This window comes from Nocardia neocaledoniensis (assembly GCF_029868625.1).
Lineage (GTDB): Bacteria > Actinomycetota > Actinomycetes > Mycobacteriales > Mycobacteriaceae > Nocardia > Nocardia neocaledoniensis_A.
Map to the genome: position 1 here is coordinate 1 of NZ_JARWOJ010000344.1, position 17,888 is coordinate 17,888.

The 17,888-nt window shown below is 69.8% G+C and carries 14 protein-coding genes and 1 pseudogene; 4 read left to right on the forward strand and 11 right to left on the reverse strand.

The features are described 5' to 3' along the window. Nucleotides 1-358: 358 nt before the first annotated feature. A pseudogene (locus tag QH270_RS26450) lies at nucleotides 359-766 on the reverse strand (PaaI family thioesterase); the annotation flags it as partial. Between the two features lie 147 nt (nucleotides 767-913). Between QH270_RS26450 and QH270_RS26455 the strand changes: the two are divergent. Together QH270_RS26455 and QH270_RS26460 are read left to right on the forward strand one after the other, a co-directional pair. After that, nucleotides 914-1,990, forward strand: coding sequence for a DNA polymerase IV (locus QH270_RS26455; RefSeq protein WP_280346775.1), 1,077 nt, complete (start codon nucleotides 914-916; stop codon nucleotides 1,988-1,990). Between the two features lie 48 nt (nucleotides 1,991-2,038). Continuing rightward, on the forward strand, nucleotides 2,039-3,034 hold the full coding sequence (locus QH270_RS26460) for an oxidoreductase (RefSeq protein ID WP_280346776.1): 996 nt from the start codon (nucleotides 2,039-2,041) through the stop codon (nucleotides 3,032-3,034). A gap of 15 nt (nucleotides 3,035-3,049) precedes the next feature. On the opposite strand, the gene QH270_RS26465 is transcribed toward QH270_RS26460, so the two are convergent. The 7 genes from QH270_RS26465 to QH270_RS26495 are packed head-to-tail and all read right to left on the reverse strand — an operon-like array spanning nucleotide 3,050 to nucleotide 11,109. Continuing rightward, nucleotides 3,050-4,540: a chlorohydrolase family protein gene (locus tag QH270_RS26465; RefSeq protein WP_280346777.1), complete on the reverse strand. Its 1,491-nt coding sequence runs from the start codon at nucleotides 4,538-4,540 to the stop codon at nucleotides 3,050-3,052. Further along, complete coding sequence (locus tag QH270_RS26470) at nucleotides 4,540-5,793, reverse strand: amidohydrolase family protein (RefSeq protein ID WP_280346778.1); 1,254 nt, start codon at nucleotides 5,791-5,793, stop codon at nucleotides 4,540-4,542. Before QH270_RS26470 ends, QH270_RS26465 begins: the two co-directional genes overlap by 1 nt. A 4-nt stretch (nucleotides 5,794-5,797) precedes the next feature. After that, a complete protein-coding gene (locus QH270_RS26475) occupies nucleotides 5,798-7,327 on the reverse strand; it encodes an ABC transporter substrate-binding protein (RefSeq protein ID WP_280346779.1) in 1,530 nt (509 codons plus the stop codon). Beyond that, nucleotides 7,324-8,325, reverse strand: a complete 1,002-nt coding sequence (locus tag QH270_RS26480) for an ABC transporter ATP-binding protein (RefSeq protein WP_280346780.1) — start codon at nucleotides 8,323-8,325, stop codon at nucleotides 7,324-7,326. Before QH270_RS26480 ends, QH270_RS26475 begins: the two co-directional genes overlap by 4 nt. Continuing rightward, a complete protein-coding gene (locus QH270_RS26485) occupies nucleotides 8,322-9,323 on the reverse strand; it encodes an ABC transporter ATP-binding protein (RefSeq protein ID WP_280346781.1) in 1,002 nt (333 codons plus the stop codon). The genes QH270_RS26480 and QH270_RS26485 overlap by 4 nt, the downstream gene beginning before the upstream one ends. Further along, nucleotides 9,320-10,192 carry an ABC transporter permease gene (locus tag QH270_RS26490; RefSeq protein WP_280346782.1) on the reverse strand — a complete coding sequence of 291 codons (873 nt, stop codon included), beginning with the start codon at nucleotides 10,190-10,192 and terminating at the stop codon, nucleotides 9,320-9,322. The genes QH270_RS26485 and QH270_RS26490 overlap by 4 nt, the downstream gene beginning before the upstream one ends. Next, a complete protein-coding gene (locus QH270_RS26495) occupies nucleotides 10,189-11,109 on the reverse strand; it encodes an ABC transporter permease (protein ID WP_280346783.1) in 921 nt (306 codons plus the stop codon). Before QH270_RS26495 ends, QH270_RS26490 begins: the two co-directional genes overlap by 4 nt. A 240-nt stretch (nucleotides 11,110-11,349) precedes the next feature. Here QH270_RS26495 and QH270_RS26500 point away from each other — a divergent pair, with 240 nt between their 5' ends. Further along, entirely contained in the window at nucleotides 11,350-12,045 is a 696-nt protein-coding gene (locus tag QH270_RS26500) for a GntR family transcriptional regulator (protein ID WP_280346784.1), read from the forward strand. 67 nt (nucleotides 12,046-12,112) lie between these two features. On the opposite strand, the gene QH270_RS26505 is transcribed toward QH270_RS26500, so the two are convergent. The 3 genes from QH270_RS26505 to QH270_RS26515 form a co-directional block, all read right to left on the reverse strand. Further along, a complete protein-coding gene (locus QH270_RS26505) occupies nucleotides 12,113-12,529 on the reverse strand; it encodes a type II toxin-antitoxin system VapC family toxin (protein ID WP_280346785.1) in 417 nt (138 codons plus the stop codon). Next, nucleotides 12,526-12,768 carry a FitA-like ribbon-helix-helix domain-containing protein gene (locus QH270_RS26510; protein ID WP_280346786.1) on the reverse strand — a complete coding sequence of 81 codons (243 nt, stop codon included), beginning with the start codon at nucleotides 12,766-12,768 and terminating at the stop codon, nucleotides 12,526-12,528. Before QH270_RS26510 ends, QH270_RS26505 begins: the two co-directional genes overlap by 4 nt. 77 nt (nucleotides 12,769-12,845) lie before the next feature. After that, the gene (locus QH270_RS26515; RefSeq protein WP_432420433.1) at nucleotides 12,846-14,696 is read right to left on the reverse strand and encodes an ABC transporter ATP-binding protein; all 1,851 of its coding nucleotides are present in this window, start codon (nucleotides 14,694-14,696) and stop codon (nucleotides 12,846-12,848) included. A 189-nt stretch (nucleotides 14,697-14,885) separates the two neighbouring features. On the opposite strand from QH270_RS26515, the gene QH270_RS26520 reads away from it, so the two are divergent. Beyond that, the gene (locus QH270_RS26520; protein ID WP_280346788.1) at nucleotides 14,886-17,786 is read left to right on the forward strand and encodes an FAD-binding and (Fe-S)-binding domain-containing protein; all 2,901 of its coding nucleotides are present in this window, start codon (nucleotides 14,886-14,888) and stop codon (nucleotides 17,784-17,786) included. Nucleotides 17,787-17,888 lie beyond the last annotated feature (102 nt).

A 17,888-nucleotide genomic window follows, 5' to 3' on the forward strand; every position in this document is an offset into this window, starting at 1 on the left:
ATCCTGGCCTACGCCATCGAACCGATCGCCGAACCGGCGGCCGACGGCACCATAGCCCGCAGCGCCAGAGTGGAACCAGAACCGGGGGGGGGGCGCCCCCCCCCCCCCCCCCGGCGCCCCCCCCCCCCCCCCCCCCCCCGGCCCTCGCCCCCCCCCCCCGGCCCCGCCCCCCCCCCCCCCCCCCCCCGTTTCCCTACCTGCTGACGGTCGGCGGCAACGCCTCGGCCGGCGTCGGCGCGACGATCGCGAGCTGGTCGGTGACGAAGTCGTCCTGGTCGTCCTGCTCGTCGTCGAACTCGGTGTCGTCGGTGTCGGCCTCGGCGGCCGCCCGCTCGAGGTCCTTCTCGACGCGGCGGGTCGTGCCCTGCGCGACCGCGCACAGCACCGGCTCCTCGCCCTCGATCTCGGCGTAGACGTCGCAGTGCGTCACCGCCTGCCTGCGGGTGGCGCCGAGCACGGTGGCGTGGATGCGCAGCCGCTCGCCCTGCGCGGGGCGCAGGTAGGTGATGGTGAAGCCGCCGGTGAGGACGTTGGGCCCGAGGACGGTCCCCGCGGCGAAGGTGAGCGCGTTGTCGGCCGCGTAGGCCAGTACCCCACCGTGGACGAACCCGAACTGCTGGCCGTGTTCGGGCTGGATCTCGATGACCAGGGTCGCCCCGCCCTCACCGAATTCGGTGAGTTCGGTGCCGACGAGGCGCGCGAACGGCTGGGCGGCGAGAACCTGGCGGGCCAGGTCGAGGTCCAGGGTGGTGGCTTCGGTCGGCATCGGGTGTTCCGTTCTTCGAGCTCTGTCGTGACATCGGTTGGCGCGCTACGGATATTGCCATCCGAGGGTTACGCCCAGTCCCCCAGTGCCGACCACCGCCGTCGTGGCAGCCGTGCGTTGTCGCCGCCGTGCGGTAATACTTCAACCGTGCCCCAGTGGCTGCTGCATGTCGATCTCGACCAGTTCCAGGCGGCGGTGGAATTCCGGCGTCGCCCCGAGCTGCGCGGTCGGCCGGTCATCGTCGGCGGCGAGGGCGACCCCGACCAGCCGCGCAAGGTCGTGACCTGCGCGTCCTATCCGGCCAGGGCCTTCGGCGTGCGGGCCGGGATGCCGTTGAAGATGGCGGCGCGCAAATGCCCCGACGGTGTGTTCCTGCCCGTCGACATGGCGGCCTACGAACAGGCCTCCGAGGAGATCATGGCGACGCTGGGCCGGGTGGCGGGCGCGGTGGAGGTGTGGGGCATGGACGAGGCCTTCGTCGCCACCGACGGCGACCCGTGGCGGCTCGCCGCCGAGGTCCGCCGCGCCGTCGTCGAACTCGGCCTGACCTGCTCGGTCGGCATCGGTGACAACAAGCTCACCGCGAAGCTGGCCACCGGCTTCGCCAAGTCGACCGGGAAGACCTCCGCCGAACCCGAGCACGATCCGGGCGCGGCGGCCGGCATCTTCGAGCTCACGGCGGCGAACTGGGCCGAGCTGATGGGCCACCGGCCCACCGACGCGCTCTGGGGCGTCGGCGCCCGCATCGCCAAGCGCATGGCCGAGCTCGGGATCACCACCGTCGCCGAGCTGATGGCCGCCGACCGGCAACGCCTCGCCGCCGAGTTCGGTCCGAACACGGGCCCTTATCTGTGGGTGCTCGGCCACGGCAAGGGCGACACCGAGCTCACGACGGTGCCACGAATCCCGGTGGGCCGCAGCAAGTCCGAGACCTTTCCGCACGATCTCACCGACCCCGCCGAGATCCGCCGCGAGGTCGCCCGGATAGCCACCGAGGTCGCCGAGGAGATGCGCGAGCACCATCGGATCAGCACCAGGGTGTCGGTGACGGTCCGCACCAAGACCTTCTACACCCGCAGCAAACAGAAGAAGCTCCCCGAGCCGACAGACGACATCGCCACCATCGTCGAGACCGCGTCGGCCATCATCGACCGCTTCGATCTCGACCGCCCCGTCCGTCTGCTGGGCGTCCGCCTCGAACTGCTCCCCCTCGACCCCGATTGATCGCTTGTCCAGCACGGAAGGGGGTGGGTGGCTCGTATGCTCGGGGTCATGGATTACTCCGCGATGGTGGCCCGTGAATCCGATGGTGGGATCGTGCTCGCCCGTGAACAGGTCGGGGAGGATTTCCTCGGCGCGGGCGAGGTGACGATCAAGGTCCATTACTCGAGTGCCAACTACAAGGATCTGCTCGCGATCACCCCGCGCGGCGGCGTGGTGCGCGAATACCCGATCGTGCCCGGCATCGACCTCACCGGCGAGGTCGTCGCGTCGGAGTCCGAGGACTTCGCGCCCGGCGACCAGGTGGTGGCGCACGGCTACGAACTCGGCGTCTCGCGCAACGGCGGCTTCGCCGAGTACGCCAGGGTGCCCGCCGAATGGGTCGTGCGCCTCGACGGTCTCGACACGCGCGACGCGGCGACCATCGGCACCGCGGGTTTCACCGCCGCGCTGAGCGTGCGGGCCCTGCTCGACAACGGCCTGACCCCCGACGACGGCGCGGTGCTCGTCACCGGCGCGACGGGCGGCGTCGGCACCATCGCGATCGACATCCTCTCCGGTCTCGGCTTCGAGGTCATCGCCTCCACCGGCAAGACCGACGCGGGTGAACTGCTCGCCGAGATCGGCGCCAACGAGGTCATCGGCCGGCTCCCGCTCGACCCCGACGCCAAGCCGCGCCCGCTGAACAAGGCGGTCTGGGCCTCGGCCGTGGACAGCGTCGGCGGCGCCTCCCTCGCGCACGTCCTGAGCTCCATCGGCTACGGCGGCGCCGTCGCGGCCAGCGGCCTCACCGGTGGCGCCGAGCTTCCCGCCACCGTGCTCCCGTTCATCCTGCGTGGCGTGAGCCTGCTCGGCATCGATTCGGTGTTCCTGCCGATCGAGAAGCGCCGCGCCCTGTGGTCGTCGCTCGGGAAAGAGCTTCGGCCCCAGCATCTCTCGACGATCGAGTCCTTCGCGCCGATCACCGAGGTCGAGCGGGTGCTGCGCTCGATCAAGGACGGCACCCACTCGGGTCGCACCGTGATCGGCGTCGCCGGCGAGTTCTGATCGAAATGGGCAGGCCTACTTCGCCGGAAACGACGCGGGAAACAGCTCGTCGGTAGGTCTGCGTAGGTAATCGCGTTCGGAGTAGGCCGCGCGCATCCGGTCGAACAGCGCCTGCGCGCGGCGGGTCATCGCGGGCAGGTCGACGCCGGGAATCACCCCGTCCCGCACGGTGATTCGCCCGGCGACCATGACGAAGTCCGTCGCGCGGCCGGTGCTGTTCATGCACAGGGTGCGGATCGGGTCGTCGAGCACGCCGTCGCGGTGGTCGTCGAGGCGGAAGGCGACCAGGTCCGCGGTCGCCCCGGCCGTGAGTCTGCCCAGGTCGGGGCGACGTAGCGCGTCCGCGCCGCCGAGAGTGGCGGCCGTCAGGTAGTCGGCGTAGGTGGCACCGTCGAGGCGGTGGGCGAGCACCTTGGCGATGGTGACGCCGATGTCTATGCCGCGCACCAGATCCGGCGGGAACGAATCGGTGCCGAGCGCGATCCGCACACCTGCCGCGCGGTAGCGAGCGAAGGTGTCCAGCGCGGCGGCATGCCGGGCCGAGGTGAGCGGGCAGTGCACGATCGCCGCCCCCGAGGCGGCCAGTGTGCCGAGGTCGACCTCGGTGTCGGCGTCGACCCGCGGGTGCGTGTCGAGGTAGATGGCGTGCGGAATCAGGAGGTCGGGGCCGAGCAGGCCGGTTCGCGCCAGCACTTCGAGCGGTGGGGCGCCGAAGCGTTCCAGGATGAACCGGCGCTCGAGCAGCCCTTGGAGCGCGTGCAGCCGGACGAGCACGCCGGTCTTCGCGGCGAGCTCGGCGGTGCGCCGCATCAGCTCCTCGGAAAGCGTCTCGATCCGGCAGGGCAGCAGGGCGCCGTGCACGAGATCGGATTCCTGCTCGGCGGCCCAGTCGAGAAACCTCGCCGCGTCGTCGAAACCGGCGCGGCCCAATTCCTCGTTCCAGTAGACGGATCGCGTGCCGTCGGCGTCGACCACGTTCACGCCGGACCGATACGCGGGCCCGAGATACACCCGCAGCCCGAGGCGCCGCGCCACCTCGGCCATCGCGACGGCATCGTCGAAGGTCTCGGCCCAGTCGCTGTGCGCCTCCGACGCGATCGGCATCGCCGTCGTCACTCCGTGCAGCAGCAACTGCACGAAGCTGTACTCGCGGATGAACGCCCGCTCCTCGGCGTCGAAGACCGCCCGCCGCCGATGCGTGGCATAGTCACGCGACCACTGCAGTCCCAGGCCCAACTCGCGCGACTGCCACGAATCCAGGATCGTGTGGTCGATGTCGGCGAGCGCATCGAGGTCGATGAGCCCGGGCAGCAACAGGACGTTCCCGAGGTCGAGCACCTCGTCGACGGTTTCCGCGCCCCGTGGCCCGACGGCGACGATTCGCGAACCCGCCACCACCACTTCGGCATCGGTGAGCAGCACATGCGCCGCCGCCCGCCCCGGGTCCGAATCCGCCCCCGCGTCGTACGCCAGCACGTGCCGTGCGCGAATACCGCGTCGCACCATCAGTTCCCTTCCCTGCCGAAACGTCCCGGAATCTCGAAGCCCTCGATCGCGGTGTCGACGGAAACCACGGCGCCCCGGTGGATGACGGTGCGCGCGGCCGGCCGGTCCATCACGGCGGCGGCCGGGCTCACCGCGTCGACGAGGAAGAACTCCGCCGGATCACCGATGGCGAAGCCGGGATGCGGATCGGCCGGATCGAGCGGGCGCAGGCTCCGGTCGAGCACGCTCGCCCCGCCCCAGGTGGCCACGGCCAGCGCGTGTTCCACGTGCTGATCCGAGCCGTATCCGTTGACGAACGCGAGTTGCCATGCGCGGTCGAGCATGTCGCCGTTGCCGTACGGCGACCAGTAGTCCCGTTGACCGTCCATTCCGACACCGACCCGTACGCCCGCGGCCGCCAGGTCGAGCAGCGGCAACGCCCAGCCCTGTGCGCCCGCCGCGTGCGTCAGCGCGATGTCGTATTCCGCGAGTCGTTCGATGGCCGTCGGCACCCCGGGCAGGCCACTGGCCAGACACCGCGCGTGCGAGATCGTGACCCGCCCGGCCATCCCGAGAGCCCGGACCCGTTCCACGATCAGCGACAACGTGAACAGCCCCAGCTCACCCGCCTCGTGCAGGTGGATGTCGACGCCTGCCTGATGCTTCTCGGCCAGGCCGAAGACCGCGTCGAGGTGCCGGACCGGATCGCGGTCGAGTTCGCACGGATCCATTCCGCCGACCAGATCGGCCCCGGCCGCGAGCGCCGCGTCCATGAGGTCGACGACACCGGGCTCGAGCAGGATGCCGACCTGGGGGAACGCCACGATCTCCACATCGCAGACGTCGGCGTAGCGCGCACGTGCGGCGAGTTCGCCTTCGAGCTTGGCCAATCCGGTATCGGCGTCGACCTGCGCGTGGCTGCGAATCCTGGTGGCGCCGTTGGCCACCGCGACGGCGAGCGTGAACGACGCGCGTTCGGTCACCGAGCGTTCGGCGCTTCGCCAGTGTTCCCGGTCGTTCATGATCCGGCCCCACCGACCCGGCTCCCCCGTCTGCGCCCGGAACGGCAGCCCGAGCCGACTGGAATCCAGGTGCAGGTGCACGTCGGACAGGGCGGGCAGGATGAGCCTGCCCGCGCCGTCGACCCGCGTCGCCGCCGTCGTCACAGCGACGCCGGTGGCGCCCACCGCGGCGACCGCCCCGTCCTCGATGAGCACGTCCACCGGATCGGCGCCCCATGGCCGCACAGCGGTGATCAGCAGCGAATCACCCATGGATTCAGTCCTTTCCGAAGGCCGCCGCGTCGACGGTGATCATTCCGTCCGCTCGGGGCTTCCAGCGCAGCGCCGGATCGACGGCGTAGCTCGCGTCGGGGGTGTAGAGGCCGATCAGCAGCGCCTTGGCGTCGTTGAGGGTGAACAGCTCGCGATACACGTCGATCCTGGCCTGCCCGGCGACGGTCCTGGTCTCGGCGACCAGCGCCTGAGTCTCCGGCAGCATGGCGTAGTCGTTCCACTGTCCGCCGAACATCGAGGCGATCGGCGCGTCACCGTCCATGGTCGACGGCGCGTAGGTGTTGAGGTAGATGCCGGTGGCGGACTTCTTGGTGTAGATCATCTGCGAGAGGCTGTTCTGATCGGTGCCCTGCAGGGTGATGGTGATGCCGACCTCGGCCAGGTTGGCCTGGATCGACTGGGCGATCTCCGAACTCAGCGGGATGCGCCCGTTCGTCGCGTACTGGAACGGGATCGGCGCCCCGCGGTAGCCCGCGGCGGCCAGCAGTTGCTTCGCCTTCGTGGTATCACGCACCGGCGCGGGGTATTTCGGGTCGAACCCGCCGACGTTCTGGGCGACCAGCTGATTGCTGACCGTCGCGCGGCCGGCCAGCAGGGTCCGCACGATGCCTTCGCGATCGATCGAGAGCGCGATCGCCTCGCGCACCCGCTGATCGGCCAGCGGACCCGCGGCGGCGTTCATGCCGAGAAAGGTGACACCGTTGGAGACCCTGGACTCGATGCGCAGTCCCTTGGATCCCTCGACGGCCGCGACCTGATTCGGGGCGACGAGCGCGATGTCGAGGCTGCCCGACTGGACGCCGTTGAGCCGGGCGTCCGCGTCGGCCACCGTCTTGAAGGTGACCGCCTCGACCGAGGCCTCCTCGGCCCAATAGTCCGGATTGCGCTTGACGGCGTATTCGACGCCGCGCGTGTAATGGTCGAAGACGAACGGCCCGGACCCGACGGGCGCGGCGGCGAACCCCGCCGAACCGAGCGCGGTGTACACCGATTCCGGCACGATCGAGACGCCGGTGGTGATGGTCGGCCACGCGGAGAACGGGGCGTTGAGGCTGAACACCACGGTGTTGCCGGGCCCGACGGCGGCGGAGTCGAACATCTCCATGTACGTGGCCGGATCGCCGGTCGGCGTGGCCTTGATCTTGTTGTAGGTGAAGGCGACGTCGGCGGGCTTCAGTGGGTCGCCGTTGTGGAACTTCACGTCGTCGCGGATCGTGAACGTCCACCGGGTGAAGTCGGCGTTGTGCTCCCACTTCGTCGCCAGTTTCGGTTCGATCACCCCTTCGCTGTCGAAGCGGGCGAGCTGGTCGAAGATCGCGAAGTAGTAGTTGTAGCCGGCCAGCGAGCCGTCGCTGATCGGGTCGGGCACGTCGGTCGGTTCGGTGACCGCGCCGACAACGAGGGTCGACTGGGCGGCGGTATCGGAGCCCGCCGGCGCACAGGCGCTCAGGGTGAGAGTGGCGAAAGCGACGGCGGCGAGTCCTGTCGCGAGGCCGCGGGTGATCGGTTTCATCGGTTTCCTTTCGGCGGGCCCGCGAGCGGACGCAGGCAGGCCACGACATGGTCGGTGCGACCCTGTGGTTCGAGTTCCGGTGCGCGCGTAGCGCATTCGGCGGTAGCGAGGGGACATCTGGTTCGGAAGGTGCAGCCGCTCGGCGGATTCGTGGCATCGGGGAGCTCGCCGCGCACCAGCGCCGAAGTGTCGCGGCGGCGTCGATGTGGGTCCGGTATCGGGGCCGAGGCGATCAGGGCCCGGGTGTACGGATGGCCCGGGCTGGTGAACACGTCTTCGGTCGCGCCGATCTCGACCAGCTTTCCCAGGTGCATCACCGCGATCCGGTCCGACAGGTGGCGCACCACCGACAGATCGTGGGCGATGAACAGATACGACAGCCCCAGGTCCTCCTGCAGGTCCTGCAGCAGATTGATGACCTGGGCCTGCACCGAGGCGTCCAGCGCCGAGACCGGCTCGTCGAGCACGAGCACCTCCGGTCGCGGCGCGAGTGCCCTGGCGATGCCGAGTCGTTGGCGCTGGCCACCGGAGAACTCGGCGGGCTTGCGCGGCAACGCGTCCCGGCCCAGCCCCACCTGCTCGAGCAACTCCACCACGCGCTCCGGCCGGTACCCGCCCGCGATGCGCAGTGGTTCGGCGACGATGTCGTGCGCGGTCATCCGCGGGTCGAGTGAGGAATACGGGTCCTGGAAGACCAGCTGGACCCGGTTGCGCAGGGCACGCCGGGCCGGTGGACGCAGGGTGGCCAGGTCGTGGCCGAGGATCCGCACCGAGCCCGCGCTCGGCTCGTTGATCCCGAAGAGGGTGCGGACCAGCGTCGACTTGCCGCCACCTGACTCGCCGACCAGACCGAACGTCTCGCCCCGGCGGACCGCGAAACTCACACCGTCGAGGGCACGGAGCCTGCGAGTGCCGAGGAGTCCCCGCCTGCTGGTGAAGCTCACCTCCAGCCCGTCGACCCGGATGACGTCCTCCACCGGCCCATCGATCGTCGTCATGCGGAGCGGTCCTGTTCGATCGGCGCGGCCTCGACGGCAGGCGGGCAGGCGACGGCGTGCCCGGCATCCAGCCACGCGAGAGTTGGTGCGCTGGTGACACATTCGGCGTGTTTGTGGGCGAACTCGCAGCGGGGAGCGAAGCCGCACCCGGCCGGGCGCAGGCTCGGCGACGGCGGCGAGCCAGGGATGGCATAGGCACGCGAGGACCCCGACTGCCCGAGCAGACTGCGTTGCAGTCCACGGGTGTACGGGTGGGTGGCGTCGTCGAATATCTGCCACACGGTGCCGGATTCGACGACTCGACCCGCGTACATGATCGCCACCCGATCGGCGTACTGGGCGACCAGTCCCAGATCGTGGGTGATCAGGACCATCGCGGCGCCGCTGCGGGCGCGTGCCTGCGCCAGCACCTCCATGAGCTGCGCCTGTACGGTCACGTCGAGCGCGGTGGTCGGCTCGTCGGCGATGAGGACGGCCGGGTCGTTGGCCATGGCCATGGCGATCACCGCGCGCTGACGCATACCGCCCGACCACTGGTGCGGATACGCGCGGGCCCGCTCGGCGGGCTGGGGAATGCCCACGGCGGCAAGCAGTTCGACGACCCGCTGTTCGCGAGCTCTGGCGCCGAGCCGTTGATGGACGGCCAGCGCGCGACCGATCTGCACGCCGACCCGGCGCACCGGATTGAGCGTCGTCATCGGATCCTGGAAGACCATGCCGAGTTCGGCGCCGCGCAGTCGCCGTAGGGTCGCGTCGTCGGCGCCGACGAGTTCGGTGCCGCGGAAACGCACACTGCCCGAGAAGATCTCCAGCGGTGGGGGTAGCAATCCCAGCACCGCGAGGACGGTCACCGATTTACCCGAACCGGATTCGCCGACGAGGCACAGCACTTCGCCCTCCGCCAGACTCAGACTCACCGAGTCCACGAGCACTACCCGCTCCCCGGCCGCCGTTTCGTAGCCGACGGTGAGATTGCTGATCTCCAACAGGGTGGTCATGCGGACAGCTCCTTCACGAGCGCGGCCCGACCGGCACGCGGCGCCCGCCGCACCCGGCGCAGGCCCTGGCCCTCGTCGGTGAATCGCCGACTGGTCAGCAGGGTTCCGCCGATCACCAGCAGCAGAGCGATGGCGGGGACGATGGTCAGATACGGTGCTTGGCGCAGATACTTCTGGCCGTCGGTGATCATCAAGCCCCAGCTCGGCGTCGGCGGTTGCACGCCGAGCCCGAGATAGTCGAACGACGAGATCATGATCAGCACGTTGCCCAGATCGGCGGTCGCCAGGATGAAGACCGGCGCGGTGACATGGCCGACGACGTGCTTGCGCATCACCCAGCCGGCGCGCGCGCCGAGCAACTTGGGCGCGATCACGAAATCCCGGCCGGACAGGCCGAGCGCCACCGAGCGGGCCACCCGCGCGTAGCCGACCCAGAAGGTGACGCCGAGGATCGTGGCCATGAGTGCGGTGCTCGGGCCGCGAATGGCCGAGACCGCCATGATCACCAGCGTCATCGGAACCGCGAGCTGAACATCGGCGACACCCATCAGCACGTTGTCGGTGACGCCGCGGAAATATCCCGACACCGTCCCGATGGCCATCCCGATCAACGCGTTGACCAGCACGATCACCAGCACCAGGCCGAGTGTGATCCGCCCGGCCAGTGCCAGCCTGCTCGCCAGATCCCGCCCGAGCGAATCGGTACCCAGTGGGTGGCTGCCGTCCGTGAACGGCCGCGCGAACGCGGAGGCGAGGTGCTGCGCGTACGGGTCGTAGCCGGGAAACAGCGGATACAGCAGGGAGAACAGGACGACGGCCAGGATCATCGTGACGCCGGTGGCGGTGGCGAGATTGCCGGGACGGATCACCGGACCCTCGCTCTCGGGTCGATGACACCGTAGAGGACGTCGATGCCGAAATTGACCACCACGAAGATCGTCGCGATCACCACCAGCCCCGCCTGGACCACCGGAAAATCGCGATTGAACACCGCGTCCAGCATCAGCTGACCCAGACCGGGCCAGGCGAAGACGTTTTCGACGATGACAAGGCCACCGAGCAAGGTGCCCAGCGTGATTCCGGAGATCGTGAGCACCGGCAGCAAGGCGTTGGGCAGCACATCGCGCAAGAGCACCGACGACCGGCGCTCCCCCCGCGCGTACGCGGTGCGCACGTAGTCCTGCGCGCTCTCCGCGATCAGGGAGTTGTCGAGCAGGCGCGTGTAGACGACGAACTGGGCCGTCGCGATGGTCACCGCCGGCATCACGATCGCCAGCGGATCGGCGCCCGCGAGTGACGGCAGCCAGCCCAGCGTCACCGAGAACACCAGGACCAGCAGCAATCCGAACAGGAAGTCCGGCACCGCGAGCCGGACGGCTCCGATCCCGAGCGCGACCCCGCGCAGCGACCAGCGACCAGCGAGGTGGATCGCGAGCACGACGGCGAAGGCGAGCGCGAGCCCGATCGCGAAGCCGGCGGCACCGAGTTGCAGGGAGGCGGGCAGCCGCTGCAGGACCAGCGACATCGATGACGTGCCGGTCTGCTGGTAGGAGTCGCCGAAGTCGCCGGACAGAATTCCGGCCAGGTAGTCGAGATATTGAGTCAGGGGCGGCCTGTCGAAACCGAGCTCATGGTCCAGTGCCGCGATATCGGCCTCGCTGGCGGTTTCGGGCAGCATCGACGCGGCCGGACTGCCGGTGAGCCGCCCGAGCAGAAATGCCAGCGAGATGACGGCGAAGACGGTGATCGCCGCCTGGGCGAAGCGGCGGAGCAGATAACGGGTCAACTCGCATCCTCTCTGTGGCCGATGGGAATCGGTATACAGAATTGGAGCCAGGTGTATCCCTGTTGTGTTCCGTACGTTTCGGTCCGGTGAATGATCCAGGGATCGAAAAGATATATCTTTCAAGGTCAATAGCGCATGAGACGGCTATCGTCCCGGCGATTCGGTTCCGCTTCGGCGGAAGGTTGATGTGTGTGGAGAATAGAAACAGTCGACAGAAATGATGTTCGTAGACTAGCTCCCGTGGCCCGAGACCAACGTCGCCCGGCGGACGCCGTCGACGACACCTCCCAGACCCGGCGCATCTACGACGAACTCCGGCGCAACATCATCACCGGGGTGTACCGGGAGGGCGAGAAATTACCGGAGGCCCGCGTCGCCGCCATGCTCGGCAGCTCGCGGCTGCCCGTGCGTGAGGCCCTGGCGCTGCTCGAATTCGACGGGATCGTCAGCGCGCTGCCCCGGCGCAGCGCGGTGGTGCGGTCCTGGGACCGGACCGCGGTGGAGGAGCTGTTCGATGTGCGGATCGGGCTCGAACCACTGGCCGCGCGGCTGGCCGCCGCCCGGATCGGGCAGGGGCACGACAGCGCGCCGCTGCGAGTCGCGCTGCGAGAAGCGCAGGCGGCCACCGACTCTCGTGATCCATTGCGGATCGCGGAGACGAACGCGCGGCTGCACGGCGCGATCGTCGAACTGTCCGGCAACAGCCTGCTCACCCAGTTGATGCGCACCATCCTGGCGCGTATGGCCTGGCTGTTCTTCCTCACCGCCGAGCGCAACACCGAGGAACAGCGCGACGAGCACCGTCACCTCATCGAGGCGATCTCCTCCGGCGACGAGCGGCTGGCCGAGTACGCGATGCTCAGCCACACCGAGGCGGGCCGGGCGCCGACCTTGGCCATCGTCACCGCACTGCGGCACGCCGACCCGGCGCGGTAGCCGGGCCGGCGTCGTTCACGTCAGGCCGCGATGATGATCGGCGTGGCGGGCGAGCGCTGAGCGAAACTCAGTCCTGCTCCCAGGGATTCACCAGCGCGATCCCGGCGTCGAGGAAATCGCGAGTGTTGCGTGTGGCGAGGGTCGCGCCGTGGGAGAAGCAGATCGCCGCGATTTGGGCGTCGGCCATGGTGATCGGGCGACCGGCACGGGTTCGCTCGGCGACGAGGTCGGCGTAGCGCACAGCCGCCGCGACGTCGAAGGCGTGCACGTGGAGGTCGTCGTTGAGCATGTCGTCCACCGCGTGCGCGAGTTCGGATTTGCGGCGGCCATCGGGGAGGAGCCCGATGCCGAACCACAATTCAGCGGCCGTCACGGCGGTGGTGGCGAGTTCGTTCGCAGGGAAGCTGTCGAGCCAGGCGATAACGCCCGGCTCCGGCTTCGGCTTCGCCAGCTCCGAGAGCACATTGGTGTCGAGGATGATCATTCGCCGAACTCCGCCGCGCGTGGGCCCTCGGTGCGCGGCGGAGTGTCGAGTTCCACCCCGCCGATGTCGGCGAACCGCGCGTGCATCCTGCTGCCGAGCCCGCGGTGTTCTGGCACGGACAGCTGTTCGCGCAGGATGGCCCGCACTTCGGCTTCCATCGACCGGCCATTGCTCGCCGCCCGCATCCGCAACTTCGCGTGTAGCTCGTCGTCGAGCCCGCGCACAGTCACTGTCGCCACGGTCGATACCTCCACGATCAACCCCCCGTTCGATCAGCTTCCCCCACTGCTAGCAATGACATCAATGCTAGCAGTACTCAGGCGGCTGTGGGGACCGGGTCGTCGGCGAACTGGGTGCGGTAGAGCTCGGCGTAGCGGCCGTCGGCGTTGAGCAGATCGGCGTGGGTGCCGCGCTCCACGATGCGGCCCTGCTCGAGGACGATGATCTGATCGGCCGCGCGGATGGTCGAGAGCCGGTGCGCGATCACCAGCGCGGTGCGGCCGTGCAGCGCCTCGGTGAGCGCCTCCTGGACCGCGGCCTCCGAGGTCGAGTCCAGGGAGGCGGTGGCCTCGTCGAGGATCACCACGCGTGGCTGTTTGAGCAGCAGGCGCGCGATGGTCAGTCGCTGTCGTTCACCGCCGGAGAGCCGGTAGCCGCGTTCACCGACGACGGTGTCGAGGCCGTCGGTGAGCGAGGCGACCAGGTCGCGCAGGCGCGCCCGTTCCAGCGCGTCCCACAGTTCTTCCTCGGTGGCCTCCGGCCTGGCGAGCAGCAGATTCGCGCGGATCGTGTCGTGGAACAGATGCCCGTCCTGGGTGACCAGGCCGACGGTGCGCTGGATCGACTCGGTGGTCAGCTCGCGCACGTCGGCGCCGTTGAGCCGGACCGCGCCGGAGTCCACGTCGTAGAGCCGCGAAACCAGCTGGGCGATGGTCGATTTGCCCGCGCCCGAGGAACCGACCAGGGCGACGAGCTGGCCTGGCTCGGCCCGCAACGACACCTCGTGCAGCACCTCCACACCGCCGCGGCTGTCCAGGGTCGCGACGTCTTCCAGCGAGGCCAGCGAGACCTTGTCGGCCGAGGGGTAGCCGAAGTTCACCGCGTCGAGTTCCACCGCCACCGGGCCCTCGGGCACCGGGGTCGCGTCGGGAGCGTCCTCGATCAGCGGCTTCAGATCCAGCACCTCGAACACCCGCTCGAAGCTCACCAGTGCCGACATGATCTCCAGACGCGCGCTGGCCAGTGCGGTGAGCGGGGTGTAGAGCCTGGTCAGCAGCAGCGACAGGGCGACGACCGAACCGGCGTCGAGGCTGCCGCGCAGCGCGTACCAGCCGCCGAGTCCGTAGACCAGCGCCAGCGCGAGCGCGGAGACCAGGGTGAGCGAGGTGACGAAGGTGGTCTGCAGCATGGCCGTGCGCACGCCGATGTCGCGCACCCGGGTGGCGCGCACCGCGAACTCCGCCGACTCCTGCTTCGGCCTGCCGAACAGCTTCACCAGCGTGGCGCCCGGCGCGGAGAAGCGCTCGGTCATCTGGGTGCTCATGGCCGCGTTGAGCTGGGCGGCCTCGCGCTGCATGGCGGCCAGGCGGTTGCCCGCGCGGCGCGCCGGGATCACGAAGACCGGCAGCAGGACGAGCGCGAGCAGGGTGATCTGCCAGGAGATGCTGAGCATCACCGCGAGGGTGAGCGCCAGCGTCACGATGTTGGTGACCACGCCGGACAGGGTGTCGCTGAACGCCCGCTGCGCGCCGATCACATCGCTGTTCAGCCTGCTCACCAGCGCGCCGGTCCTGGTGCGGGTGAAGAACGCGACCGGCATCTTCTGCACGTGGTCGAACACGGCGGTGCGCAGGTCGAGGATCAGGCCCTCACCGATCCGGGCGGACAGCCACCGGATCACGATGCCGAGGGCCGCGTCGAGTACCGCCAGACCCGCGATGGCGAGGGCGAGCAGCACGACCGTGCGCGGCGCCGAGCCGGCCACGATGTCGTTGACGACCCGGCCCGCGAGCACCGGCGTCGCCACGCCGAGCACGGCGGCCACGACGCTGAGCAGCAGGAACGCCGAGATCCGGCGCCAGTGGGCCTCGGCGAAGCGCAGGATGCGACGCGCGGTGGACAGGCTGAAGGGCCGCTCCTCCTCCGGCGCGTTCGCCCGCCGGTACATCTGGCTGTAGGCCACCGATTCGATACTCACTGCCGCACTCCTCTTCGCTCCCCACCCATCGAACTCCAGGCCACCGACACTAGAACCTCAACAAAGGTTGATCGCAAATACTTTCCGCTCGCGACCTGTTCAGCGGACAGCGAAACGGCGGCCGGAATATCGGCGACCGGGGCCGAATAGGCTGGTCCGGTGGACGACAACCGGAGTGCGGAGCTGGTGGCCGATGCCCTGCGGGCCCGGGTCTCCTGCGCGGTCGACGCCTCGGTGCGCCGCCGCGCGGAGTATTCCTCGGACGCCTCCAACTATCGCGTCCGGCCCACCGTCGTCGTCTTCCCCCGCGAGGATTCCGATGTCGCGGCGACGGTGACCTTCGCCAGAGCGAACGGCCTCGCGGTGACCGCGCGCGGTGGCGGCACCTCGGTGGCGGGCAACGCGGTGGGCCCCGGCATCGTGCTCGATTTCAGCAGGCACATGCGCGCCGTGCGGGCGGTCGACGCGGCCGCGCGCACGGCGGTGGTCCAGCCCGGTGTCGTGCTGTCCGACCTGCAACGACAGCTGCGGCCCTCGGGTCTGCGTTTCGGCCCCGACCCGTCCACCCAGGATCGCTGCACGCTGGGCGGGATGATCGGCAACAACGCCTGTGGTCCGCACGCGCTGGCCTGGGGCCGGACCTCCGACACCGTGCGGTCGCTGCGCGTTGTCGACGGGACCGGCGAGCATCGGGTGCTCGGCGCCGACGCGCCCGCTGTCCCCGGTTTGGCCGAGTTCACCGCCGCCCAGCTCGCGGTACTGCGCACGGAGCTCGGCAGATTCGATCGGCAGGCCTCCGGATACGGATTGGAACATCTACTGCCGGAACGTGGTTCGTCGATCGCACGTGCCTTCGTCGGCACGGAGGGCACCTGCGGCCTGCTGCTCGAGGCCGAGGTCGAGCTCACGCCGTTGCCGGGGGCGACGGTTCTCACGGTGCTCGGCTATCCCGACATCGCCACGGCGGCCGACGATGTCGCCGCCGTGCTGCGGTGCGCGCCGATCGCCGTCGAGGGCATCGACGCCGGACTGGTCGACCGTGTTCGCGCTCATCGCGGGACAGTGCCCGAGCTCCCACGCGGACGCGGCTGGCTTTTCGTGGAAACCGCGGGTGACAGCGCCGCCGAGGCACTGGCGGCCGCCGAGCGCCTGTGCCGGGAAGCCGGTGCGGACGACCACCGCATCGTCACCGATCCCGGTGCCACCGCGGCACTCTGGCGTATCCGTGCCGACGGCGCGGGCCTGGCCGGACGGACGCCCGAGGGGCAGCCGGCGTGGCCGGGCTGGGAAGACGCCGCCGTCCCGCCCGAACGCCTGGGCGCCTATCTGCGCGAATTCGACGCGCTCACCGACGAATACGGTGTCGACGGATTGCTCTACGGTCACATCGGCGACGGCTGTATTCATGTGCGTTTGGATCTCCCGATCGCCGACGCACCCCGGCGTTTTCGCTCCTTCCTGTTCGACGCGGCCGAACTCGTTGTGCGTCACGGAGGCTCGCTCTCCGGCGAACACGGTGACGGCAGAGCGCGTTCCGAACTGCTCGAGGTCATGTACTCCCCCGCCGCCCGAGCCGCTTTCGCGGGCTTCAAGGCGCTGTTCGATCCCGACGACATCCTCAATCCGGGCGTGCTCGTCGCCCCGCATCCGGTGGATACCGACCTGCGGGTGGCCGATCTGCGTTCGCTGCTCCCCTCCGGCGGCTTCGCCCTCACCGACGACTCCGGCGATCTGTCCACAGCTGTGCACAGATGTGTAGGAATCGGCAAGTGCCGCGCGGACACTCGCGCGGCGGGTGGTTTCATGTGCCCGTCCTACCTGGCCACCGCCGATGAGAAGGACACCACCCGCGGTCGCGCCCGCGTGCTGCAAGAAGTGGTGCGCGGCGAACTCGATTGGCGCGCACCGGCGGTCGAGGAGTCCCTGGACCTGTGCCTGTCGTGCAAGGCCTGCGCCTCGGACTGTCCGGCGGGGGTGGACATGGCGACCTACAAATCCGAGGCCCTCCACCGCCGCTACCAGGGCCGACCACGCCCACTCGAGCACTACCTGCTCGGCCAACTCCCCCGCTGGCTCGCTGCGGCCCAACGCCTTCCACGCCTGGTCAACGCACTCACCGCCCGCGCCGTGCTCCGTCGCCCCGCCATGCGCGCGGTCGGCATCGACCCGCGCCGCGAAACGCCCACCCTCGCGCCGACCCCGTTCCGCCGCATCTGGCACGACCTCGGCGGCAACAGCCGCACCCGACCGGCAGCGCTCGCCCTGGTGGAATCCCCCCACCAGCACCTGTTGCCGCCCGCCGCCACCGCCGACGACCGAGCTCTACCGACACCGACGGCCACGATCATGCTGTGGGTCGACTCGTTCACCGACTCGTTCGACCCCGCGAACGCGCTGGCGGCGGTGTTGCTGATCGAGCAGTTCGGGTATCGGGTCCGGATTCCGGAACGGCGGGTCTGCTGCGGCCTGACCTGGATCACCACGGGTCAGCTCGATGGTGCGCGCAAGCGGTTGCGCGCGACGGTGGACGCCGTGGCCGACCATGTCGGCGCGGGCGGCCTGATCATCGGACTCGAACCGTCCTGCACCGCCGCGCTGCGGGCCGACCTGCCCGAACTGCTCCCCGACGACCCGCGTGCCGCCCAGGTCGCCGTGTCGATGCGCACGCTCGCCGAATTCCTGCTCGACCAGCCCGGCTGGCAGCCGCCGCGCCGCGAGGGGGAGACGGTGGTCGTGCAGCCGCACTGTCACCAGCACGCGGTCGGCGGATTCGCGGCCGAACGCGAACTGCTGGCCGCCATGGGTGTCACAGTGGCGGAACTGGCCGGGTGCTGCGGGCTGGCCGGTAACTTCGGCATGCAGCGCGGCCACTACGAGGTCTCGGTCGCGGTAGCCGAGAACGCCCTGCTCCCGGCCCTGCGCGCGGCACCCGACGGCGCGACCTTCCTCGCCGACGGCTTCTCCTGCCGAACCCAGGCCGCTCAGCTGGCCGGCACCGAGGGCACAGCGCTGGCGACCTACCTCCTCGATGCGCACCAACCCCCGAGCAGGCGCGGCTAGGCATCGGGGCGCATCAGCTGCCGTGCGGCAGGGTCCCCGGTGCGAGCTGGTACCCCGAGCTGCCCGCCGACCCGCTGCCCCACGCCGCCAGCAGCCAGTTGA

Coding starts and splice junctions, on each gene's coding strand:
- QH270_RS26505 (WP_280346785.1), bottom strand. CDS start 12,529: ATGATCATCCTCGACACCAATGTGCTCTCGGAGCTGGCGAAGCCGAAG.
- QH270_RS26460 (WP_280346776.1), top strand. CDS start 2,039: ATGGATTACTCCGCGATGGTGGCCCGTGAATCCGATGGTGGGATCGTG.
- QH270_RS26475 (WP_280346779.1), bottom strand. CDS start 7,327: ATGAAACCGATCACCCGCGGCCTCGCGACAGGACTCGCCGCCGTCGCT.
- QH270_RS26515 (WP_432420433.1), bottom strand. CDS start 14,696: ATGTACCGGCGGGCGAACGCGCCGGAGGAGGAGCGGCCCTTCAGCCTG.
- QH270_RS26480 (WP_280346780.1), bottom strand. CDS start 8,325: ATGACGACGATCGATGGGCCGGTGGAGGACGTCATCCGGGTCGACGGG.
- QH270_RS26485 (WP_280346781.1), bottom strand. CDS start 9,323: ATGACCACCCTGTTGGAGATCAGCAATCTCACCGTCGGCTACGAAACG.
- QH270_RS26465 (WP_280346777.1), bottom strand. CDS start 4,540: ATGGTGCGACGCGGTATTCGCGCACGGCACGTGCTGGCGTACGACGCG.
- QH270_RS26470 (WP_280346778.1), bottom strand. CDS start 5,793: ATGGGTGATTCGCTGCTGATCACCGCTGTGCGGCCATGGGGCGCCGAT.